Origin of the sequence: Neoluteolibacter marinus (assembly GCF_014904755.1) — a bacterium.
Classification (GTDB): Bacteria; Verrucomicrobiota; Verrucomicrobiia; order Verrucomicrobiales; family Akkermansiaceae; genus Haloferula; species Haloferula marina.
Genome location: NZ_JACZFQ010000014.1, coordinates 1 through 21,789, shown reverse-complemented (window position 1 = coordinate 21,789; position 21,789 = coordinate 1). Strand labels below are relative to the sequence as shown.

Annotated in this window: 19 protein-coding genes; 12 read left to right on the top strand and 7 right to left on the bottom strand. The window is 63.1% G+C overall.

All coding sequences use genetic code 11. The features are described 5' to 3' along the window. Positions 1-11: 11 nt before the first annotated feature. The gene (locus IG178_RS03700) at positions 12-227 is read right to left on the bottom strand and encodes a hypothetical protein (protein ID WP_193211160.1); all 216 of its coding nucleotides are present in this window, start codon (positions 225-227) and stop codon (positions 12-14) included. Between the two features lie 137 nt (positions 228-364). On the opposite strand from IG178_RS03700, the gene IG178_RS03695 reads away from it, so the two are divergent. From IG178_RS03695 to IG178_RS03680, 4 genes are all read left to right on the top strand, one after another. Then, positions 365-1,435, top strand: a complete 1,071-nt coding sequence (locus IG178_RS03695; RefSeq protein WP_193211159.1) for a hypothetical protein — start codon at positions 365-367, stop codon at positions 1,433-1,435. An 844-nt stretch (positions 1,436-2,279) separates the two neighbouring features. Then, a complete protein-coding gene (locus tag IG178_RS03690; protein WP_193211158.1) occupies positions 2,280-2,774 on the top strand; it encodes a DUF1643 domain-containing protein in 495 nt (164 codons plus the stop codon). 26 nt (positions 2,775-2,800) lie between these two features. Further along, entirely contained in the window at positions 2,801-2,959 is a 159-nt protein-coding gene (locus IG178_RS03685) for a hypothetical protein (RefSeq protein ID WP_193211157.1), read from the top strand. Between the two features lie 8 nt (positions 2,960-2,967). After that, the gene (locus IG178_RS03680; RefSeq protein ID WP_193211156.1) at positions 2,968-3,750 is read left to right on the top strand and encodes a metallophosphoesterase family protein; all 783 of its coding nucleotides are present in this window, start codon (positions 2,968-2,970) and stop codon (positions 3,748-3,750) included. On the opposite strand, the gene IG178_RS03675 is transcribed toward IG178_RS03680, so the two are convergent. From IG178_RS03675 to IG178_RS03660, 4 genes are all read right to left on the bottom strand, one after another. Next, complete coding sequence (locus IG178_RS03675) at positions 3,716-4,762, bottom strand: hypothetical protein (RefSeq protein WP_193211155.1); 1,047 nt, start codon at positions 4,760-4,762, stop codon at positions 3,716-3,718. The two genes, IG178_RS03680 and IG178_RS03675, sit on opposite strands and share 35 nt — an antisense overlap. Beyond that, positions 4,759-5,418, bottom strand: coding sequence for a hypothetical protein (locus tag IG178_RS03670; protein ID WP_193211154.1), 660 nt, complete (start codon positions 5,416-5,418; stop codon positions 4,759-4,761). Before IG178_RS03670 ends, IG178_RS03675 begins: the two co-directional genes overlap by 4 nt. A gap of 118 nt (positions 5,419-5,536) precedes the next feature. Further along, complete coding sequence (locus IG178_RS03665) at positions 5,537-7,009, bottom strand: DUF2779 domain-containing protein (RefSeq protein ID WP_193211153.1); 1,473 nt, start codon at positions 7,007-7,009, stop codon at positions 5,537-5,539. Between the two features lie 161 nt (positions 7,010-7,170). Next, positions 7,171-7,833 carry a vWA domain-containing protein gene (locus IG178_RS03660; RefSeq protein WP_193211152.1) on the bottom strand — a complete coding sequence of 221 codons (663 nt, stop codon included), beginning with the start codon at positions 7,831-7,833 and terminating at the stop codon, positions 7,171-7,173. Positions 7,834-7,955: 122 nt separating this feature from the next. Between IG178_RS03660 and IG178_RS03655 the strand changes: the two genes are divergently transcribed. Then, on the top strand, positions 7,956-8,981 hold the full coding sequence (locus tag IG178_RS03655; RefSeq protein WP_193211151.1) for a helix-turn-helix transcriptional regulator: 1,026 nt from the start codon (positions 7,956-7,958) through the stop codon (positions 8,979-8,981). On the opposite strand, the gene IG178_RS03650 is transcribed toward IG178_RS03655, so the two are convergent. Then, the gene (locus IG178_RS03650; RefSeq protein WP_193211150.1) at positions 8,969-9,397 is read right to left on the bottom strand and encodes a hypothetical protein; all 429 of its coding nucleotides are present in this window, start codon (positions 9,395-9,397) and stop codon (positions 8,969-8,971) included. The genes IG178_RS03655 and IG178_RS03650 overlap by 13 nt on opposite strands. Positions 9,398-9,850: 453 nt before the next feature. On the opposite strand from IG178_RS03650, the gene IG178_RS03645 reads away from it, so the two are divergent. The 4 genes from IG178_RS03645 to IG178_RS03630 all read left to right on the top strand — a co-directional run bounded on the left by IG178_RS03645 (position 9,851) and on the right by IG178_RS03630 (position 17,116). Beyond that, the gene (locus IG178_RS03645; protein WP_193211149.1) at positions 9,851-11,032 is read left to right on the top strand and encodes a metallophosphoesterase family protein; all 1,182 of its coding nucleotides are present in this window, start codon (positions 9,851-9,853) and stop codon (positions 11,030-11,032) included. Next, complete coding sequence (locus tag IG178_RS03640; protein ID WP_193211148.1) at positions 11,023-13,968, top strand: AAA family ATPase; 2,946 nt, start codon at positions 11,023-11,025, stop codon at positions 13,966-13,968. Before IG178_RS03645 ends, IG178_RS03640 begins: the two co-directional genes overlap by 10 nt. 719 nt (positions 13,969-14,687) lie before the next feature. After that, positions 14,688-16,445 carry a DNA phosphorothioation-associated putative methyltransferase gene (locus IG178_RS03635; RefSeq protein ID WP_193211147.1) on the top strand — a complete coding sequence of 586 codons (1,758 nt, stop codon included), beginning with the start codon at positions 14,688-14,690 and terminating at the stop codon, positions 16,443-16,445. Between the two features lie 101 nt (positions 16,446-16,546). Next, positions 16,547-17,116, top strand: a complete 570-nt coding sequence (locus tag IG178_RS03630; RefSeq protein WP_193211146.1) for a hypothetical protein — start codon at positions 16,547-16,549, stop codon at positions 17,114-17,116. 13 nt (positions 17,117-17,129) lie between these two features. Here IG178_RS03630 and dndA read toward each other — a convergent pair whose 3' ends face one another. Then, on the bottom strand, positions 17,130-18,266 hold the full coding sequence (gene dndA / locus IG178_RS03625) for a cysteine desulfurase DndA (protein WP_193211167.1): 1,137 nt from the start codon (positions 18,264-18,266) through the stop codon (positions 17,130-17,132). Positions 18,267-18,481: 215 nt separating this feature from the next. Between dndA and dndB the strand changes: the two genes are divergently transcribed. The 3 genes from dndB to IG178_RS03610 form a co-directional block, all read left to right on the top strand. After that, positions 18,482-19,612, top strand: a complete 1,131-nt coding sequence (dndB, locus tag IG178_RS03620) for a DNA sulfur modification protein DndB (RefSeq protein WP_193211145.1) — start codon at positions 18,482-18,484, stop codon at positions 19,610-19,612. 24 nt (positions 19,613-19,636) lie between these two features. Beyond that, positions 19,637-21,223 (top strand): DNA phosphorothioation system sulfurtransferase DndC, encoded by a 1,587-nt coding sequence (gene dndC / locus IG178_RS03615; RefSeq protein ID WP_193211144.1) that lies wholly within the window; start codon positions 19,637-19,639, stop codon positions 21,221-21,223. Further along, a partial coding sequence (locus IG178_RS03610) for an AAA family ATPase (protein WP_193211143.1) occupies positions 21,220-21,789 on the top strand: 570 nt, incomplete at its 3' end. The genes dndC and IG178_RS03610, both read left to right, overlap by 4 nt.

Below are 21,789 nucleotides of genomic sequence, written 5' to 3'. Positions count from 1 at the left end.
ACCCGGAGGCCTCACCGGCCGTCCCGCCCCACCTCCTTAGCCCAGCGGGCGGGAGCAAAAAGAATGGGAGCTTGCTCGTCTAGCTTCAGTTGGATCGGCGCGAGTAGTTCGCGATATCCGGATAACTCCGCCCGGAAAAACTCCGGCAGAGCGAAAGCCCGCGCCCAACCCAGCAGGGAAACCCGGTCCCTGCGCAGGATCCCGGCGATATCGGAGAGCGAATACATGGGGAGATTCAGAAGCGGGGTTTGGGACAAATGCTGGGTGACGAACAATCGGCGGCAAGCCAAAGGATCGCAGGTTCCAAGGTCCTTCATTTCCCACTTGGCACCCGATAGCGGACGAGCCAGCTTAATCTAACATCTTGGGCTCGAAGCGAAAAACCCTGTTGCAGAAAGAGCCCTTTCAAGCCCGCTGGCTTGACCGTTTCGGCCTGCCGGCGTCGGGCTGGAAGAAGGCGATCAAGGAAGGCATGGCGGAGCGGCCGTTCTGCGACACCAAGGAGGCGCTTCCTCTGCTCCGCTTCCTGTTTGAAAAGGTGCCGGGCATCATCGTCCGAAACCAGGATGCCGACACCCTCCAGCTGGCCGAGGCGTTCGGGTGGACCTGCTTCGCCTTCTGGCAATGCGGTTCCGCCTTCCCGACCTTTCCCGAGAACTACGCTCAGTTGCTGCATGATGCCCTGCGTGAGTCGCCAGCAGACCGGCCGGCCGTCGCGCGGCTCGTGGCCGGGATCATCGTGTCCGAGGGCACGGAGTCCGGTCGCTGCGGCTTCAACCAACTCGCGCTCTACGAGCCCGGGTTGATCCGGGAGTCGGAGCAACGCATCCACGCCGGCCGCTACGAGGACTACCTGAAGGCGGACGAGAAATACTCCGAGTTCGAGGACGCCCTGAACCGCTCCCCGGAGTTCCAAGTCGACTGGCAGCGGATCAAGGAGGCATTTCCCGCCCAATTCGGCGGTTCGGCCATGATCCACCGGACGCTGATTCCGGAGCGGAACTGGCACCGCGGCGCGGGCGAGGAGTTCGCGGACGACGCGCAGCACTTCCAGGCCGTCTTCGACCTGTTCTGCTGGAAATACTACCTCTGGGCCATGGAGGGCGACCGCCCCCACCTCCTGAAGGCCTCGGTCGTCTTCACTCCCTTCGGCACGCAGATCTTCATTCCCGGCTACCTCAGCTTCGACCAGAAGCGCGACCTCGATGTCGGCAAGATCACCAAACTCCACCGCGCGCGCCATGTCTCGCGGCAGGGAAAAGGTTTCTCGGAGGGCCGCATGGCGACCGCGGAGCTGAAGGTGCGGGCAAATAAGGCGGTCCATGAAGCCCGGGCACAAGGCCTGAAGGGCGACAAGCGCTATGCCTTCATTTGCCAGAGCCTTGGACTGCTGGACCACGGGGAATACCGGCAGGTGAAGAGGCTGCTGGAGTGATCCGCCCCGGGCTCCACAATCACGATCTACAAAACCTTAGGACCTAATCATGATCACTAGAACGCCCACAAGCAAAGCATCCTCCGCCCCCCAATCTCGGCCGTCCAATTTTTGGGCGGAATGGGATCCCAATGGGTTTGCTCCAGAAATCCTCCGGAAGGACACCCGCATCTACTGGGAACCCCAAACTTCGGGAACCGTAGGCCGGTGTGTCGGCACTTTCTACGGAGAGAACCCAGGAGGGGGACAGTCGATCCAGGGTTCGAGTTTTGCTGGCTACAGCCCCATTTCTTCAGGAGGAAGACCGGCAGACCCCACGCTACGCCTCATTCTTCAGACATGGCAGGCAGCCTACGTTGGCAGCAAGAGAAAGCACCCCGCTGGCGACGATTATATCGAAGTATTGAACTTGTATTACTTTCGAAATCCCAAATCTGGAGATGCCATTGCCGCGTGGCGCCGACTTGGCGGAACCTCAATCTACAATCCCGGGATTTCCTCTTCGTCGAAGTTTGTCCTTTTGGGATGGGGGACAAGGATGAATGCCACTCCTCAAGCCGCAGCCGCAGTCACTAGCATTCCGGGCACTACCAAGGTCATAATTCCGATTGCAAACGCAAAGGGAGGAACCGTCACCGTCGCCAGCGGACCTCTGATCCACCCTCTCCCGAACTACCCTAGGTCACCATCGGGCATCCTAAGTCAAGGCCTCGCAAAGCCATACACTGCTGCGATTTCAGCTGCAATTTGACGGCGCTTATAGGCAATCCGCTCCTGTTTGTCCCCAAACTCCGTCCCTGAATTTTCCCCTGCACTCCACTAGCATCTGGCAATCTCGATTGCCATGCAGCCGCCAGCCCCGACCCTCTCCGCCGCTCCGTTCCACACCGTCTTCAGCCCCTGCGGCCGTTACCGCCATGTCTGGTTCCTCCGCTGGGCGGAAGGGCCATGTGTAATGTTCATCGGCCTGAATCCCTCGCGGGCGAACGGCCACCGGACCGACGCCACGGTGAAGCGCTGCATCGCCTATGCGAAGCGCTGGGGCTACGGCGCGGTGAGGATCGTGAACCTCTTCGCGTGGGTGGCCACGGCCCCGGCGGCGATGATGCGGGCGGCGAACCCGGTGGGGCCCGGCAACGACCGCCATCTCGAACAGGACGCGGCCGAGGCGGACCTGATCGTCGCCGTTTGGGGCGTCCACGGTTCCCACCTGGGGCGCGACCGCGCGATCAAGGCCCGGTTCCGGGGCCGGCTCCACGCCCTCAAGGTCAACCAGGACGGTTCGCCGGCGCACCCGCTCTACCTGCGGACCGATCTCCGTCCGATTCCCTTCGCCTGATCCTCCAACACCAGAACTCCACGACCATGCGCTCCTTTGAAATCACCTACGTCCTCAAGAACTCGTCGAATTCCGCCCTGCACCGCACCATCATCCAAGCGACCGACACGGTGATGGCGCGAAAGATCTTCGAGCAGCAGAATCCCGGCCTCAGGATCGTCGCCACGCCGCGCGAAATCCGCTGAACCGAAACATGGGCAAGATCGCGATCCTTTCCGACATCCATGGCAACCTCCCCGCCTTCCAATCGGTGCTGCGGGAGGTGGAGGAGAGCGGTGCCGGGAGCATCGTGTTTCTCGGCGACATCGTCGGCTATGGCGCGTCGCCGGCCGAATGCGTGGAGCTGGTGCGCCAGCACGGCGGAAGCTGCGTGATGGGAAACCACCACGAGGAGATCCGCGCCGTCCGCAGGCGAGGCTGCACGTTCCGCGACCCGGACTGGAGGGCCAACGGCTACCTCGCCGGGTTGGCGCAAGCCGCCAGAGCCCTCGACGCGGTCCAGGCCGAGTGGCTGGCCGAGCGTCCCTACGTGATGAAGATCCCCGACGCGGTGGTCGCGCATGCCATCCTGAAGGATCCGGAGGGCTTCGAATACATCGAGGACGACGAGACGGCGGTGCCGACGCTGGCGCTCCTGCGTAAGGAAAAGAACCAGGTCGGCTTCTTCGGCCACACCCATGTCGCCGACCTTTTTCCCGGTGACCACCAAGCGCTCGAGTGGCTGGCCGAAACACCGGTGAGGATTCCGCCGGGCGTGGCCTGCGCGGTCACCGTCGGCGCGGTGGGCCAACCCCGCCACCCGACCGACCGCCGTGCCGGCTGGGTGCTCTGGGATCCGGAGGAAGGCGTGGTCGAGTTCCGCAGGACCGACTACGACCGCCTCCAAGCCGCCCACGACATCCTAGACGCCGGCCTGCCGCTGGAATCCGGGCTGCGGCTTCTCACGGAGTCGGAGCTAGCGGTGTTGCTCCGCTGATCGATTCGGGAAACCGGATGCCCCTCTCGCGGACGAGGTCACCCCATGTGGCATACGGGGCCGGCGGCAGGTAGACATGCCGGCCGGGGTTGTAGCTGCCGGCGATTCCCGTGACGACTTCCATCGAGCTGGTGGCCGCCGCTTTCACGCCGTCATCGGTCGCGCGACTACCGCCGAAGTAGTCGTTGCCCGGCCACGACACGTGGTCCCAGGCGACGAAACTGCACAGCCGACAGCCATCGAATTCCTCTCCGTGGTCGCCGGGCACGGCGAGCTGAGGTTTGCCGCCCTTCGTCAGGGGGCTGACGATGAAGTCCATCAACCCGATCCGCTTCCGCGACGGTTCGCCCTTCAGGTAAGGATCGAACAACACGGCGCGGATGGCGGGCAGGGACGCCGCGTGCTTTTCGAGCAGTCGTTCCAGGGCTCGCTCCAGGTGCGCTTCCAGCCGCCCCGTGAACGGTCCGGCGAACTGCCCGCAACCCAGCCCGGGCACGGTGACAAATGCCCGAATGCCCGCCGCCGTCGCCCTGCGGTTGATCCACTGCAGCCCCGGCAAAAGCCGCCGCTCGTAGAGGGCATCGTAGGCGTCCTCCATGAGCTCGCCGCCGGCATCGACCAGCTCGTCCCAGTCGGCCGGCAGGCAGCGTCCGCCGCTCCGCAGCAAGGCGCCCGGGACAAAGACCAGCGAGCCCTCGAGCGCTTCGACGTGGACCGCCGGCGAGCTGTGGCGGCCGTCATCGAAAACCCGGACGTCCATCGCCACCGAGATGTCGCCGAGCAGCGAAAGTTCGGTCGCATTCCAGTCCGAGCCGTCGCCGGCCACCGCGCTTTCCGCGAAGATCAGCGGTTTCTTGGTGCGGAGGAGGCGGATGGTGAAATCCTCGCCACCCGGGTGTCCAAGTTCTTTGCGAAGACGGGCTCCGGGAAGCTCCATGCCCTCGCGAATCGACTCCTGATACCCGCGGATCCGGCGGCGGGTTTCGTCCGGGACAAGAATGGTTGGGTTCATCGGCGAGGAAGCGCGGCAAGCAGGGACGATGCCTTGAGTGTCAGCTTGTACAGAGCACGGCAGTCGCCACGGTTGTAGTGGAAAAGCTCACGGGCCTGCTCCTTTCGCTCCGGCGAGAGACTAGTCCAACGCCTGACCTTCGAGCAATCGCGCGCGAGGCGTCGCAGCGTTTCCGCAACCCCGGGCTGCGGGGGAACCGGGCACGGAATGCCTCCAAGCCGGCAGTAATCGTCGAGTGTGCGCTCGGATGGTCGATTGACGGGACGTTGCCTTGCCCACCAGTCGATCAGCAACTTCGCATTGCAGGCGTGCATCCCGAAGGATTGCGACACGACCGGGTCGCAATGCGCTTTGATCATCTCCTCTTCGTGCCGGCTGAAGTGGAGAATGGGAACTCCCTGCTCCCTTGCTTTGGCCACAAGTTCTGCAAGCACCCGGTTCAGGTCTGGCTCCATCCTCCTCGGCCCCGGGAATCCGACCTTGCCCTTGGAGAGTATCGAGAGTGACGGGTCAAGGATGACGGCCTCATACCCGTCCTGATGGAAAATGCCCAGCAAGCTTGGACGCGGAGCGGGATTTTCCGGGCTTCGACCCGGTCCTTCGAAGTCGATGTAGATCGCCTTCTTCGCGTCGGCGCGGGACAGTTTGCGGAGCAAGGGGTCAGACAGAGACATGGATAGGCGAGCACCCCAACAGAAGCCTCTCCGGCGGGCGAGAACACATTTCGGACTCCCGGTATTCCCACTGCCATCACCGCGAAGCGGCGCGGCGTGATCATCCCGAGAAAACCTCCCACATTCTCACTAGCGCCAGCGTGTCCAGTTCGCAGTAGTCCAGCAGCTGCCGGCGGATCTGCCCGCGCCGTTCTTCCGTCGTGTCGGGGCCGATGGCTTCCAGATACGCTTGCTGGGCGAGGTCGCCATTCTGGACTCCTTCCAGCCGGCCGTAGTCCAGCTCCGGGCAGATTGCCGGCAACACGGCCTTGAGACTCCAGCTGCCGTGCTGGCTTGGGGCGTAGAAGTTCCTTCGGGCGATGGGCTCGAGGTCGACCAACCGTGAAAGGATGACCATTAGCCCGACGGCAAGATCCGGGAAGTGTTGGGCAAGTCCGGCGATCACTCCCTTTTCGAACTTCGCGTTGTAGGCGTAGATGGGACCTTTGGAGCCACAGGCAGCGACCAACGCCTCGGCCAGGGGCCGCCGCGGATCCGCTCCCGTGGTGTCGAGGAACTCGGCGTGGCGCCCCCCCCCCGAAGCATCCCGGTGATGCAGGCTGAACTGGAAAGGGATCTGCTTGTAGGGGCTTGTCCCCGCCCAGATCGGCACGGCGAAGGCGATCGTCTCAAAGTCGAGGAAGCTCGGTTCTCCGGGATGGCGGGCGAGCTCGGCGGCGGCACCCGCGGCATCGAAGTGGGTCTCGCCCTTCGCCGTCAGCTCCTTGATCCATGAGTTGGTCTCGGACAGGTGCTCGTCGGGCACCTCGCGGATGTCGCGGTAGCCGGCGGCTACCAGCTCGTCGCGCTTGGTGCCGCGCATCCGGTAGAACGACGTCAGTGGAAACTCCGCGGTGGGCAAGTCGCGATGGCAGTGCGCGCAGAAGCCGCATTCGAATGGATCCCAGCACTGCGGGCCGGGTTCGACCTCGGGTTCTTCCGGCAGGGCGGCGACTTCCTGTGCCTCGGCGATCCAGCCGGCGACCTCGGTCTCCCGGGCGAAGGCCTCCCCGCTCAGATCGACTTCGAAAAGCAGGCCGCGGTAGTCGCCATCCCCCTGATAAACGAAGCTGGTGTCGATGTGGGCCAGGGAGACCGACGAGAGCGGCACGCCGGCCTGCTTCGCGACGTAGGCCTGGATCGCGATGTCATCGCGCTGGTAATCCTTCACGGAAGCCGTCGATTTCACCTCGATCATCCGCCAGCTCCCACCCCCATCGCTCAGCATCACGTCGGCAAGCGCCAGCGCCCCTGGAATGCGCAGAGCGGCCTCGAACAAGGGTGCCTGCTCGCCGGCCAGCCACGACGCCGTGCGTTCGTAAGCGGCGTCCCAGCCCATCGCCTCGATGTCGATCAACTCGCCTTTCCCGGCCGCGTCGTAGATACCCCGGGCGACCTCGCCGACTTGGTTGCCAATGGCGAAGACAGCCTGGTTTCCGTTGTCGTCCTTCAGCTCGGGCCGATGGAGCTCCAGCCAGAGACGGCGGGGACACTGGCGGTAGGCGATGATCTTCGACTTGGAGAGTTGGCGCATTGGAGGGGATAGGCTTGATGACAGGATAGAAAGCGGAGCTCGGGGTCACCAGCTTCGTCTCCGGAAAGGAGACTCCACAAAACCGACGCCGCCCCCCGGAGGGCACGGCGCCGGCGCCGGTGTGTCCTGTCATGAGCAACACCGGCTTCCATGGGGGGATCTTAGTCGCGGTCCTCTTCCTCGCGGACGATCGAGTCCATCGGCTTGTGGTAATCCTGGTCGGCTTCGCCGGTGCGGGACTCCTTGCGCATCGAGCGGATCTTCCGGGAGAAGGCTTTCGAGCTGCTATGGACACCCTTAGCCGAGAGTTCGGATCTGGAGGTCATGCTGCGCTCGATTCCAAGCTGGGCCGCCGTCGCGATCGCGTCCTGGTTGGCGGCGAGGAAGAGGAACTCCCAGCCATACTTGTCCCGCTGGTGCGTGATCAGCTCGTTGATCCGGGCCATGGTATAGCGGGTGGAGGCGTTCTCGTAGCCGTCGGTGAAGATTGCCACGACCACCTTCCCCGGGCGCTTGTCCTCAGGCTCGCCGGCCAGCTTCTTCCCAATGACGTCGATCGTCAGGCCGATGGCATCGAGCAGGGCGGTGCTGCCACGCGGGACGTAGCTGGCGGCATCGAGACCCCGGACGTCCTGGAGGGGCGTGCGCTCGAAAGGCACGAGGAACTCGTTGTCAAAGAGCAGCAGCGAGAGGTTGGCGTCTCCCGGCTCATCGAGCTGCTCCTGGAGGAACTCGTTGAAGCCGCTGATGGCGGCTTCGGTCATGGGCTGCATCGAGCCGGAGCGGTCAAGGATGTAGGCAATCTCGGTCAGATTGGGGTTCATGGTGGGGTCGGGATCGGGTCTGGCGACGGAGAGCGAACCGTTCGCCGTCCGTCACATGGGAGAATCTAACCGACGGGGTGGGACACTCGCAGGGGGAGGTAGCTTGCCATCATCCGCAGACCATGAAATCCTCCGCAATGCCAATCACCACCGAGAGTGCCCGGGTCGGCCAAACCCGCGGGCCGATGGAGCGGATCTATCACATCCACGAGGCGGTCAGCGACGGCCGCTTGCCGAACTGCAGCACCCTCGCCGCCGAGCTCGAAGTCACCGCGAAGACGATCCAGCGCGACATCAACTTCATGCGCGACCGGCTCAAGCTGCCCCTCGAATACGACGAGCTGGCCCACGGCTTCCGCTACACGGCCGATGTCAGCACCTTCCCGGTGTTCGAAGTCGGCGCCGAGGAACTTGCCGGGCTCTTCCTCGCCCGGCAGGCGCTCGAGTCGGTGAGGGGCACCCAGCTCGAACAGACGATGCGTGAGGTGTTCGGCAAGCTGACCCGCTCCATGGAGGGCCGGGTGAAGTTCGCCTGGGGCGACCTCGACCGCGCCTTCTCCCGAAAGCCTGGGGGTGTGACGAAGACCGATCTCAAACTCTTCGGGAAGCTGGCTGAGGCGGTGATGGCCGGCCGGGAGGTCGAGTTCGGCTACCGCAAGCTCGGTGGTGAACGCACCGAGACCCGCCGGCTCCAGCCCTATCACCTCGGCGAGGTCGACCACTGCTGGTATCTCATCGGCCATGACCTCGACCGCTCCTCCCTGCGCACTTTCGCTTTTCCCAGGATCCGGGCGCTCAAGGTCCGCAAGGAGCGCTTCACCGTCCCCAAGGACTTCGACGGTCCGGCCTACCTCGGTACGTCGTTCGGCATCTGGACCGATCCCGAGCGGCCGGATTTCAAACGGGAGGTGCGCATCGAGCTGAGTGGATATGCCGCCCGTCTCGCTCAGGAACGTCGCTGGCATCCCAGCCAGCAGATCACCATGCTGAACGGCGCCGGCAGCCGGGTCGAGGTCCGCTTCGAGGTCGGCCGACTGGAGGAGCTCGTGCGTTGGACCCTCAGCTGGGGGAGCCAGGCGAAAGTGCGCGAACCCATGGAACTGAAGGATCGGGTTGCTGCGGAGGCAGCCAAGATTCAGAAGGGATGATTCCGATTTGCAGGCACCCGCCGAAGCCCGTCGTGGAACGCATGGACCGCGAGTTCCTCTTCGAGCCGGCGGAGCTTGTCGGGCAGGAGGACCGCCATGATGCGGCGGTGATATTTCTCAGGCGGAATCCCCCGGCTATAGGGCAGTGTCCAGAGTAGCCGGGGCGCCATTCTGCATGCCATACGGACAACGTTCGCTGAGCACCCGTCTCGCAGTCGCGACAGTGTCTCCTGCTCGATCTGGTCGCGTAGCCAGCGCCGGACGAACTCGAGTTGCCGCGGCACCGGGTCGGGGTCCAGGAGCACCAACCGGATGTCCTCCCAAAGATTCGGATTGCCGGCGACCAGGCGGGCGGGCTCGGTCCTCGCACGCTCGATCACCGGAGGGGCCAAATGCTGCCGTTCTTTCAAGGTCATGATTCGCGTTCGTTCGGATCCTTCGCGACCTGTTCGAGGGACAAGCCAGCGAAAGAGTTCACACGAACACCTTCATTCCCAGGGGTAGGACAAAGGCGGGGGGACTGGACCGTAATCTTGATCCCGGCGCGTCAACAGCAATATCGTCTTCCGCGCGATAGGCCTCTCCTCCGGTGATCCTCCGGGCTGCCGCTCTCCCCACGAATGTCCGACCCGGGATCTCATTGTTTGAGTCATGCAGATCGACGACCCGCTGTCCGATGACGATGAGGTGTCCCTCTATTTCATCGACGATCCCTCCATGCTCCCGTCCGACGACGAAACAGGGCCCGGGGCGGACCCTGCTATGCCGCCAACCCAGCTCCCTGGCTCAACCAACTTCAAAGTTGGAGACCGACTAGACTCGCCATTTCACTGCCTGCTTGGAAGCCTCCTCTCCACCTGACATCCCCCATGCTCCTGACTGTCCTCCACACCGCCGACTGGCAGATCGGCAAGCCCTTCGCCTCCGTTTCCGATCCCGACAAGCGCCTGCGCCTCCAACAGGAACGCCTACGCGCCATCGAGAGGATCGCGGCCCTGTCGAAGTCTGAGTCCGCCGACCTGGTATTGGTCGCCGGCGATCTGTTCGACTCGCCCAGCCCGACCAAGGCCACGGTCTCCGCCACTTTTCACGCCATCGGCAAGATCGGCGTCCCGGTGATCGCCATTCCCGGGAACCACGACTTCGGTGGTCCGGGCGGCCCCTGGGAACAGGACTTCGTGCGTCAGGAGGCCGCTCAGCTCGCGCCAAACTTCAGTATCCTGACCACTGCCGAGCCGCTCGTCCTCGACAATGTGGTGATCCTACCCGCCCCCCTCCAGCATCGCCAGAACCTGGCCGACCCGACGGCGTGGATTCGCACGGCGTTCGGCGAGGGGGCCGTTCCCGACGACCGCCCCCGCATCGTGCTCGCCCACGGCAGCGTCCAGGGCTTCTCGTCCGCCGGAGACGAGGAGGAGGCCGGCGACTCGAACGTCCTCGACCTCCCACGGCTGCCCGCCGGCGAGATCGACTATATCGCCCTCGGCGACTGGCATGGAACCAAGCAGGTCGGCGAGAAGGCATGGTATGCCGGCACTCCGGAGATCGACCGATTCCCCAAGGGCGAGGACAACCAGCCCGGCCATGTGCTGGTCGCCATGATCGAACGCGGCGCGCCGCCCGAAGTCCGCACCCTGGCGACCTCCACACTCCGCTGGCACCAGCTCGGCATCCGCTTCGATGGCGAAGCCGGCGTGTCCGACCTCGACCAGCGGTTTGCGGAGCGCGTCGGCACCGGCGCAGAGGGCTGCCTACTGCTTCTCGAACTCGATGGCAGCCTGACGATCGAGGAGTCGATCCGTCTTCGCGAACTGCTCGACACCTGGGACGCCCGGCTCGTCCGCCTCAAGCTGCGCGACCGGGTCGTCGAGGCCCCATCCGACGAGGAGCTCGCCCAGCTCACCGATCGGCGTTCCGATCCGCTCATCTCCCGCGTGGCCAGCCGGTTGGCCGAACAGGCCGCTCGAGACGGTGACGAGGCGGCCATCGCCCGCCACGCCCTCCGCGAACTCTACCAGCTGACCCTCCGCCACCAGAAGCCATGCGCCTGATCTCTCTCCATGTCCGGAACTACCGGATTCATCTCGATACCCGGGTCGAGTTCGACGCCTCCCACAACCTGATCGGCGGGCCGAACGAGAGCGGCAAGAGCACGCTCCTCGAGGCGGCTCACCGCGCCCTCTTCCTCAACCACCGTCGTGGGGGAACGGACCTCGAGTCGATGCGCTCGAAGCTGACCTCGGCTCCGCCGGAGGTGGATCTTGAGTTCGAACAGAGCGGTACCCGCTATCGCCTCTCGAAGCGTTTCAACGGCTCCAAAGGTCACGTGGAACTACATGACGCATCGCATGATCAGTGGACCGGCGCCGACGCGGAGCAAAAACTGGCCGAGATCCTTGGCTTCGACGAACCCCTCGCTCCCTCCCAAGCGACGAAGTCATGGGCCCACCTCTGGATCCGGCAAGGAACCTCGGGCAACGACCCCACGAACGAGCTGAATGCCGAGCAGGGCACGCTCCTGTCCCGCCTTCAGGAGAAGGGTGGCGCCGCCCTGATGCAATCGGAGCTCGATGCCACGGTCGGACTCGAATGCGCCGAAAGGTGGGCGGAGACTTTCACCAGCACCGGACAGGTGCGGGCCGGGTCGGAACTGAAGAAGGCCGAGACGGAGGTGGCAGCGATGCAGCAGAGGCTCGCGGACTGCACCGCGACCGCGACCAAGCTTGAGTCCGCCATTCAATCCCACGAGCGCGCCACCCGCCAGCTCGAGGACATCGCAAGGACGCTTCCTGACCTCGAACAACAGGAGAAGCGGGACGCGGCCAAGCTGGCGGAAGCCACCAAGCTCCAGGACGAAAGGAAGGATTTGAGTCGGGAGCTAGAAGAGGCGACCAAGACTCTGGCGATCCACACCGATGCCGACCGCCGGATCCGCGGTCTCGCGGAGGAAGCCACTCGGCTGGCCGAAGCGATAGCACCGCTCACCAACGCCGTGGATGCAGCTCGCAATGCGCGGAACGCTTCCGACGAGGCCACGAAACAGCTCAACACGACTTACGGCACCGCGGCGGCCGAGACGCGCCGCGTGCGCCACCGCAAGGATTTGCTTCAGCACCACATCGAACGGCTTCGGCTTGAAGCAGAGCTCAAGAAGGCGGGTGATCGCATCGACAAGATCGCGGCCCTTCGAAAGGAGCTCGAGCCCATCAAAGAGTCGCTCGCAACGCTTCCGAAACTCACCGCGAAGGAGTTGGATCGCCTCCGTTCCCTAGAGAACAAGGCAGAGAAGGCCCGGGCCTCGCTTGAAGCCATCGCCGCCGGAGTCGAGTGGTTGGAAGGAAATGGAGCACCGACACTCGATGGAACGACTCTGGAGTCCGGCGTGGCCCGGACCATCAGCCAGCCCTGTGATCTCGAGGTCGCCGGCCATCGGTTCCGCATCCGCCCGGGCGGGGGAGAGAGCCTCGAGGAGGTGCGAGCCAACCTCCATCAAGCCGAGGCGTCATTGCAGGACGCCCTGGAGACGCTCGGCGTTCCCGATCTGGTCACGGCCTCCGGGCAGCTGGAGGAGCGCAATGCCCGGGTCCAGCGGCTAGGCGTGATCGAATCGAAGCTCGACGCCCTCGACCCCGAGGACGCCCAGGCGGAAGTAGAGCGGTGCAAGGGAGCCCTCGGCGCCGCGGTCGCCGAGATCCAGCGACTCCAGCCGCTTGCCGGCCAAGTCGAACTTCCCACCGAGCCTGCTGCTTCCAGCGAGGGTCTTGCGAATGCTAGCAAGGCAGTCGCCGAGGCGGAGGCGGCGGAAACCACCGCCCGTGGCAGCCTCCAATTCGCTCAGGATCGGGCTCAGAACGTCGTCCGGAAGCTGGAACAGGCGACCGAAGCCCTCACCGAGGCCACCGCTGCTGCAAACCAGACGCGGGTCCAGCACGACACGCTCGTCAAGGAGCACAGCGATCAGGAAACCCGCCGCGACCGGATCGCAAGGATTGAACGGAAACTCGAAGGGATTCAGCGCCGCGGGACCGAGTTGGACGCGCGACTCAAGGAACTCCAGCCCGAACTACTCGCGGCAGACGTCAGGCGTCACCGGCGAGCGATCGAGGCCCAGAAAGAACTTGAGAACGAGGCGCGGCTCCACCGCGCCGCCGCCAGCGCGACGATCAAAAGCGACGGCACCAGTGATCCCTACGCTGCCGTAGAGGATGCGCGTCAAGCTCTCGAACGGGCCAAAGAAGGGCACGCCAGCGCCACACGTCGCGGAGAGGCAATCCGTCTCTTGCATGGCCTGTTCGAGGACGAACACCAGCAACTCTCCGACCAGCTCACCGCACCCCTGGCCGGGAGGATCAGCGAGTACCTCCAGTGCCTGTTCGGTCCCCAGGCCCAGGCGCGGGTTCAGCAGAATACAGGAGACTTCTTTGGGCTGGAACTCGTCCGACCGAATGGTCCGTTCCAGTTTGAGGAGCTGAGCGGCGGCACCAAGGAACAGCTCGCCGCCGCGGTTCGTCTCGCCATGGCCGAGCTCCTCGCCGAACAGCATGGCGGCTGCCTCCCAGTGGTCTTCGATGACGCCTTCACCAATAGCGACACCGAACGCATCGCCGGCCTCCAACGGATGCTCGACTTCGCCGCCGGCCGTGGCCTCCAGTTGATCGTCCTCACCTGCGCCCCCGTCGACTACGCCAGCCTCGGTGCCCACAGCACTCTCCTCGAGCCACCCCAGCCATCGTTGCCAACGGCCCCGATCAATAGCCGGCAGATCGAGCACACCCTCTCCTCCAGCCTGCCAGATGCCGTGTCCCACGACGACACCGAAGCTCTCCTCGCCACCTTGCGCAGCCTCGGAGGTAAATCCGGAAACCAGAGCCTGCGCGAGGCCCTCGGCTGGGACGAAGGTCGCTATACCTCCACGAAGGACTTTCTAACAGATCGCGGCGACCTCGTCCCCGGGCGGGGCCGGGGCGGAAGTGTCGCGTGTGCTTGAGTTGAGCCTCACTTGCGGACAAAATCCAAGGGGTCAAACCTCGCAGAATCATGAGCGGCTCAAGCAAGCCCGGGCGCGGCCAAGTCTTTCATTCCTTCTTCGCGACGCCTACGAAACCGATCTCCCCTGGGTCGAATCGGATGCCCACATGGACGAGTGGGGGCAGCCCCATACCCGCCGCAGGCTCTGGCGGATCGCACATCATCTCTCGCGGCTGATTCGGAGCAGGCGAAGCCTCCCTTCAATGAAATGGGCAAGGGAGGACTGGAAGGAGGATCTCGATTGGCTGGAGTCGTCATTCTATCACCTGTGGATGGGGTTCCGGCGGCCCTCCACCAAGCTCTGATTCAGCGAAACGCCTCCGGCTCTGATCGTCGCAGGACAGGCTATCATTGGACCCAGTTCGACTTCTGACTCGCGAAGGAGCAAGGCCGTGATCAAATTAGCCGGCGCTGAATGCCAAAGAATACAAGGCTCTCGTCCAGGAGATCGGCTACGGGAAGCGCCTTCCTGGGGCTCTCTACGTTCTCGACCCGGGTGACCAAAATGAACTCATCCCTCGTACACTCAGGGTCACCCTGAGCGAACTGCGACGAAGGCTGGAGATCGGGCCCGATTTCAATCTGCTGAAGCTGCATCTGGCATCACCGAAGATCTCATTCCTGTCCTACCCCGATTTTGATCAACACCCCCACCCCGAACTCAAAGCCTCAACGATCGTGGACCTCGTCACGGGCAAGGTCCGGCGGGACGACTACACCGGCCGCGCAAATCCACCGATTCTGCACCGCAAGGAGACCTTCCTTCCACCCGACGATCCGCGTCGCGAGAAGTTCGCCCGCCTCACCCGCCAGGAAGAGGCTGCCGGGTTGCTGGACGAGACGTCCCGGATCGGTTTCCGGCTGAACTGGGAGAAGGTCGTGACCGAGGCCGGCTTTGGGTTTCGAGGACATCGACTGGTTTCCCTGCAGGAAGCCCCCGCGGGAACCCGGGTCGCGAAGCCGAAGGTCATCCAGCGGCATAAAACCGCGATCGTCCGGCGAGAGATCTCGAAGCCGGTCAAAACCCTGCTGGAGCTGAACCAGCTCCGGCGCGGCGAGAGCTTCTTCGACTACGGATGCGGGTACGGCGGTGACGTCGAGGCAGTCTCGCGTCTTGGTCACGAAGCGTGCGGCTGGGATCCCGTACACGCCTCCGAGTCCTCCAAACAGCGCGCCGATGTGGTGAATCTCGGTTTTGTTCTCAATGTGATCGAGGACCCGGCCGAGCGGGTGGACGTGCTCGCGGACGCGTGGCGACACTCGCAGCGGCTCCTTGTGGTCTCGACACTGATCAGCGGCCAGGAGGCCTACGACGACATCCGCACCTACGGAGATGGCGTCATCACCAGCCGGGATACCTTCCAGAAGTTCTTCGAACCGGCCGAGATCCAGGCGCTGATCGAGGACACCCTTCACATCGACGCGGTTCCGGTCGCGCTCGGAATCTACTTCGCCTTTCGAGACCCGGCCGACTACCACGACTTCATCGCATCCCGCAGCCGGCGATTCATCGACTGGGAATCGATCTCCCGTCGGTTGGGCTTGCTCAAGGCTCTCCGCGCCAAGGGTGATCCTTACGAAACCCACCGGGAGCTCCTCGACTCCTTCTGGGAAAACGTTCTCGAGCTGGGCCGGCTGCCCCGAGAAGACGAATTCGACCAGCTCGCGGACGTCCGAAAGGCGTGCGGATCCTTGCCGAAAGCCCTGCAGCTCTTCATCGACCGGTTCGGGGAACCGACTTTTGAAGCGGCACGTCAGCGCCGGAAGGAAGACTTGATGGTGTTCGTTGCAGCCTCCCAGCTGAGGAGAAAGATCCCGTTCAACCATCTATCCGCACGCCTGCAACGCGACCTCCGCAGCTTCTTCGGCAGCTACTCCAACGCCGAAGAACAGGCGCGGGAGCTGATGTTCGCGGCCGGCGATCCCGACGAGCTGGAGCTGGCTGTTCGCAGTCTCGACTTTGGCTGGATCGACGAGAACGAGGGGCACTTCACCATCCACCGCAGCTTGCTCGATGAGCTGCCCGCCATCCTGCGGGTCTACATCGAGTGCGGGGCACGCCTCTATGGCGACCCCCGCGCCGCCGACCTCACGAAGATCCACCTCCACTCCGGCAAGCTCACCTTCACCTACTACGAGAGTTTTGAAGCCGAAAACTTTCCCGAACTCACGCTGCGGATCAAAGTCGACCTCCGAAAGCTATTCACGACGGTCTTCGAATACTCGCCCGGCCCCGAGCGGCAGCTACTCTTCTTCAAGGAGCGCTTTGTCGCCACGAATCATCCCGACCGTCGAAGGATGGAGATTGTCAGCCAAAGGCTTCGAGCCATGGGCGTGACGGAGGCCAACGTCGGCCACGGGATCGGGAAGGGCGAGTTCGAGGCCGCCCTTGCCAGGGCGGGTCTGACCAAGGATCTCCGGAAGAAGGCCACCTGACCCGGGAGCATCCACTTCGATCCGCAGAGGAGCGAACTGCCTTGTGACAGCAGCTCCGATCCGCCAGAACTTCCGCGCATCCTTGCGACCCATCACCCCATATGGAAACCGAACTCGATCGAATCGAACATGCCATCGAAGCCCGATCGAATCTCCATGAGAGCCTGAAGTCCTTGCGCAGCATCTCAGCGAGGGTGAATGAGCTCACCGACCGCCTCCTCAACCTCTACGATTTCCCCGACCTGGAGCCTGAGGGGGCGGACGAGGACGATCCTTTCGACTGGCCGAGCACCGCCGTGCTTCCTGCCCATGACGCCCTTGGTGCCAATCACTTTGAGTACACGAGCGGGGTGCTCAGCTTCCTCGGGTACTCGGTGGGCAAGTCAGGCCTCCTGGCTGGACCACGCAGAGCGATTCTGCGCTATGTTTACCTGAAGCGCCTCCCCGCGGTCTCTTCGGCAGAATACATGGCCGAGTGGGGGCGGGCTGAAACCGGCAACAGGCTGTGCAAACTGGCCAACTCCATTGCCAGCTTCGCCCGCAATGCGAAAAGGAGGAACGCGAAGTTGTCCAAAGCGATCAGCGACTGGAAGTCGGACCTCGCCTGGCTAAAAAAGGAGTACTACGACGGCAACTACGACGGCGAGTTTTCCTGGCCTCGGCCCTATTAGGAACAGGCCACCTTCATCGAAGTGCCCAGATGCGCGCCGCCACCGCCTCCCAATCCACCTCAGGCGTCAGGTGGCACCAGCTGATGCGCACGCATTCGTTTGCCTCATCATCACTGAGGCCCATCGCCTTGAGCACATGGCTGGGCTTGTAGCTGCTCGAGGTGCAGGCCGAGCCATTCGAGATCGCAACCAGGTCCTTGAGCGCCACCATCAGTGCCTCGGAGTCCACCCCGGGGAACCGGAGATTCAGCACATGGGGAAGCGACAGAGTAGGATCGCCACTGGGCACCGGATCGAGGGCAGAGAGCGCCGCCAGGGCCCTGTCTCGAATCGCCGAACAGGTCTTGCACCGCTGGGCTTGCTCCCGCTCCGCCCGTTCCGCGGCCTCTCCCAGCGCCGCGATCAATGCCACAGGAAGGGTGCCTGGGCGGATTCCCCGTTCCTGCCCCCCACCCAATACCAGAGGGCGGATCGGCGGCAACGAGTAGCCACGGCGCCGCATCACCAGCGCACCGATACCCTTAGGGGCATACACCTTGTGACCGCTCACTGAAATGAGGTCGATCCGCGGATTCCGGAGACCCTCAAGATCCTTGCCAAATCCCTGAGCCGCATCCGTGTGGAAATAGGCCGGATGCCCCTCAAGTGCCCGCGTATACTCAGCCACGGGCTGCCGGATCCCGGTTTCGTTGTTCACGTGCATCAGGGACACGAGCAGGGTCTCAGGGCGCAGGGCGTCCGCCAGCGCCTCAGGACGCACCACCCCGTCGGGGCCGGGCTCGAGCCAGCTCACCTCAAACCCGCGGCGTTCAAGCTCTTCGAAAGGCTCCAGGACCGCCTTGTGTTCGATCCGCGACGTGACCACATGGCGGCGACCCTCTTTCTCCCCCTGCGGGGCCAGTCCCAGAATCGCAAGGTTGTTGCTCTCGGTCGCCCCGCTGGTGAAAACCACCTCCTCGCGCTTCGCGCCGACGACCGAGGCCACCTGGTCCCGCGCCCGCTGCACCGCCTGCTTGGCCCGGGCCCCATACTCGTGCGTCCGGCTGCCCTCGTTGCCGTATTCCTCCACCAGATACTTTAGCAGCACCTCGCGCACCGAGTTGTCGAGCGGAGTGGTCGCGTTGCAGTCGAGATACACGGAACCTTCCATGAAAAGCGTCGGCGTGTTCGTTTTTTTATTGCCCGTTTTTAACGAACATCCAAAGTTTTCGCAACGCACTTCGGCATGTCCGACGGCGAACTTTTCTCTTTCACGCTCCCGATGAAAAGCCAAAAGCAATCTCCAAAGCCGCCTTCCTCGGCACATGGGGGAGGCTGCCGCTGGACGGCTCCGCAGACGCCACGAAACTCCTGACTCCCCCCGCCATGGTCCCCACGATCAACTTCCCCGTCATCCGCGGCGTTCAGGCCGGCCGGGAGTACTACGCCGCGATGTGGACCCTGAAGATGCTCAAGCAGATCTCGATCTTCGACGAGGACGAACTGCCGCCCGAGCTGAGGGCCCAGCGCAACCTCAACAAGGCCCGCATCCCTGAGATCTCCTCCTACATTCTGGACAATCCGTCGGACTACGTCTTCTCCGCCCTGACCGTCTCGATCGATTCTGACGTGGTATTCCGGGCCCTCGACGGCGACGACAAGTTGGGCGTCCTCGAAGTTCCGATGGAGGCCCGCTTCATCATCAATGACGGACAACACCGCCGGGCCTCCATCCTGAGTGCCCTCGAACAGCGCCCGGAACTCGCCTACGAGACCATCGCCGTGGTCTTCTTCCTCGATAAGGGCCTGGAGCGCTGCCAGCAGATGTTCGCCGACCTCAACCGTCACGCGATCCGTCCGAGCCGCTCGCTCGGGCTCCTCTACGACCACCGTAACGACAAGGCCAAGCTCGCCAAGCTGGTGGTCATGAAGTCGGAGATCTTCCGCGAAATCGTGGACATGGAGAAGTCGTCGCTGACCAAGCGGTCCCGCAAGCTCTTCACACTGTCCGCCTTCTACAATGCCTGTGCCGACCTCGTCTCCGGAATGGCGTCAGGCAATCTGGTTGAAGATGCCGATCTAGCCCGTGAATACTGGGAAGAAGTCGCCACCTGCTTCCCGGATTGGATCCAGGTGCGTGAGGGGAAATTCCCCGCGAGTGAACTTCGGGAGGGGTTCATTCACGTCCACGGCATCGCTCTTCAGGCCCTCGGCAAAGCCGGCAACTCCCTGCTGAAGAAGCATCCCAAGGACTGGAAGAAACGCCTCAGGCAGCTTGCTTCACTCGATTGGTCACGACGGAACGCCGGTGTATGGGAAGGACGAACGATGATCGGCGGCCGCATTTCGAAAGCAACTACTAGTGTCACTCTCACGACCAATCTGGTCAAAACCACATTGGGCCTGAAGTTGGACGAGGATGAGCAGCGGGTCGAAAACGCCCATCGCCTTGGCCGCAGCCCTGCACCCTCGAAGCCTCGTCTAGCCAAGCGCAGCAAGAAGCGGACGCCAGTCTAAGCAACCCCTCCATAACCTCACCCGATGTCGGCCAAAAAGAGCACAAAAGCGAAAGTCATCAGCTCCTCTCCGCCCGAGAATCTGAGCACGCCTCCAACACGGCGCTATTCGGCTTTCGACGAGCTGGGCTTTAAGCCTACGATTGAAGCACTCTGCGAAGAGATCCGTGAGCTCTACTTGGACGATGAAGTTCCTTGGATCATAGGCTACTCGGGTGGCAAGGACTCGACGGCCACTCTTCAGTTGATCTGGTTGGCGCTCGCCGAGCTGCCAGCTTCAGCGAGGAGAAAGAAGGTCCACGTGATATCGACGGATACCATGGTTGAGAACCCAATCGTTTCATCCTGGGTTCAGAAATCCTTGGAGGTCATGGCGGAGAGTGCCAGAGCGTCCGATGTGCCCATCCAGCCCCATTTGCTTCAGCCCGCGGTACAAGACTCCTTTTGGGTGAATCTGATAGGGCGTGGCTATCCCGCTCCTCGTCACAAGTTCCGCTGGTGTACAGAACGGCTGAAGATCCGTCCGTCCAATCGGTTCATCATGGATATGGTCCAGCAAACTGGCGAGGCAATCCTTGTTCTCGGAACGAGGAAAGCGGAGAGCAGCCGGAGAGCGGCAAACATGCTGAAGCATGAGAAGGGCCGGTTGAGAGAACGTCTCAGCCCGAACTCTAGTTTGCCTGGCTCACTGGTATACACGCCTGTGGAAGACTGGACGAACGACGACGTCTGGATGTTCCTCACGCAGGTCAAGAATCCATGGGGCTACAGCAACCGCGAACTGATGGGAATGTATGCGGGTGCGTCCGCTGACGGTGAATGCCCGCTTGTTGTCGATACAAGCACACCAAGTTGCGGCGATTCCCGCTTCGGCTGCTGGGTCTGCACGCTAGTGGAGAAGGACAAGTCAATGACAGCAATGATCCAAAATGATGCCGAGAAAGAGTGGATGATGCCGTTATTGGATCTCAGAAACGCCCTCGACTTCCGCCCGGCTGAGGGCAGCACCAGTAATGAAACGGACCGGCACCTGAGGGACTTCCGCCGGATGAGCGGCCAGGTCCACCTCTTCAAGGACCGGGAAATCCCTGGTCCCTATCACCAGACAGCGCGAGCAGGCTGGCTCACGCAGCTCTTGGAAGCTCAAACGTGGATCCGGGCAAATGGTCCCGCAGACGTTTCCGATCTCGAGCTGATCACACTCGATGAGATGCAAGAGATTCGCCGGATCTGGGTTGTGGACAAGCACGAGCTCGAGGATCGGTTGCCCGAGATCTATCGCAGAGCGACGGGCAAGGATTACCCTGGGCCACCGCTTGATGACCAGGCTCTGCTTGGACCGGAGCAAATGGAGGTGCTGGAGGAGATCTGCGGGGAGGATCGTTTACACTACGAACTCTCCCGTGAACTCCTCAGTCTGACTGCCCAGCAACAGACCAGCTCCCGGCGCGCCGGGCTTTATGAGCGGCTTGAGAAGTCGATCCGCAAACACTTCTACGAATCGCGCGAGGACGCGCTGGACCGCGCGAAGCGAAGGTCCAAAGTACTGGAGACGGCTGCTTCTCAGCAAGGCGCCCAGGAAACCGATACATCAAACGGTCCAAAACTGTGATTCTCGACTCCATCCAAATTGAAAACTACGGCATCTATGGTGGATGCCAGAAGATTGACCTTCGTCCGACACCGGGCAAACCCGTCATCCTGGTGGGAGGCCTCAATGGTGGCGGCAAGACGACGTTTCTCGATGCGCTCCAGCTCGCGTTCTACGGACCCAAGGCCCGGTTATCGAATCGGGGGCGGATGGGTTACAAGGCCTACCTCGAGTCGGCAATCCATCGCGGTGTCGATCCGGGTGAAGGGGCGTGCATCGGCATCCGCTTCCGAAGGGTGATCGAGGGGAAGGAGCACGAGTACTTTCTCGCCCGCTCATGGCGTATTGGGGCCCGCGGGCTGGAAGAGAGCGTGACGGTGCTGAAGGACGGCGAACTGGAGCCGGAACTGGCGGAACACTGGGCGGAGTACATTGAGGGCTTTCTGCCGAACGGCATCGCCCACCTGTTCTTCTTCGATGCCGAACAGATCAAGGACCTCGCCGAGGGGGAGAACGCCCGCGAGATGCTCCGAACCGCCGTGCATTCGCTGCTGGGGCTGGACCTCGTCGATCGGCTCGAGGCGGAT

Coding starts and splice junctions, on each gene's coding strand:
- IG178_RS03680 (WP_193211156.1), top strand. CDS start 2,968: ATGGGCAAGATCGCGATCCTTTCCGACATCCATGGCAACCTCCCCGCC.
- IG178_RS03675 (WP_193211155.1), bottom strand. CDS start 4,762: ATGAACCCAACCATTCTTGTCCCGGACGAAACCCGCCGCCGGATCCGC.
- IG178_RS03685 (WP_193211157.1), top strand. CDS start 2,801: ATGCGCTCCTTTGAAATCACCTACGTCCTCAAGAACTCGTCGAATTCC.
- dndA (WP_193211167.1), bottom strand. CDS start 18,266: ATGGAAGGTTCCGTGTATCTCGACTGCAACGCGACCACTCCGCTCGAC.
- IG178_RS03650 (WP_193211150.1), bottom strand. CDS start 9,397: ATGACCTTGAAAGAACGGCAGCATTTGGCCCCTCCGGTGATCGAGCGT.
- IG178_RS03640 (WP_193211148.1), top strand. CDS start 11,023: ATGCGCCTGATCTCTCTCCATGTCCGGAACTACCGGATTCATCTCGAT.
- IG178_RS03645 (WP_193211149.1), top strand. CDS start 9,851: ATGCTCCTGACTGTCCTCCACACCGCCGACTGGCAGATCGGCAAGCCC.
- IG178_RS03630 (WP_193211146.1), top strand. CDS start 16,547: ATGGAAACCGAACTCGATCGAATCGAACATGCCATCGAAGCCCGATCG.
- IG178_RS03660 (WP_193211152.1), bottom strand. CDS start 7,833: ATGAACCCCAATCTGACCGAGATTGCCTACATCCTTGACCGCTCCGGC.
- dndB (WP_193211145.1), top strand. CDS start 18,482: ATGGTCCCCACGATCAACTTCCCCGTCATCCGCGGCGTTCAGGCCGGC.
- IG178_RS03700 (WP_193211160.1), bottom strand. CDS start 227: ATGTATTCGCTCTCCGATATCGCCGGGATCCTGCGCAGGGACCGGGTT.
- IG178_RS03655 (WP_193211151.1), top strand. CDS start 7,956: ATGAAATCCTCCGCAATGCCAATCACCACCGAGAGTGCCCGGGTCGGC.
- IG178_RS03690 (WP_193211158.1), top strand. CDS start 2,280: ATGCAGCCGCCAGCCCCGACCCTCTCCGCCGCTCCGTTCCACACCGTC.
- dndC (WP_193211144.1), top strand. CDS start 19,637: ATGTCGGCCAAAAAGAGCACAAAAGCGAAAGTCATCAGCTCCTCTCCG.
- IG178_RS03665 (WP_193211153.1), bottom strand. CDS start 7,009: ATGCGCCAACTCTCCAAGTCGAAGATCATCGCCTACCGCCAGTGTCCC.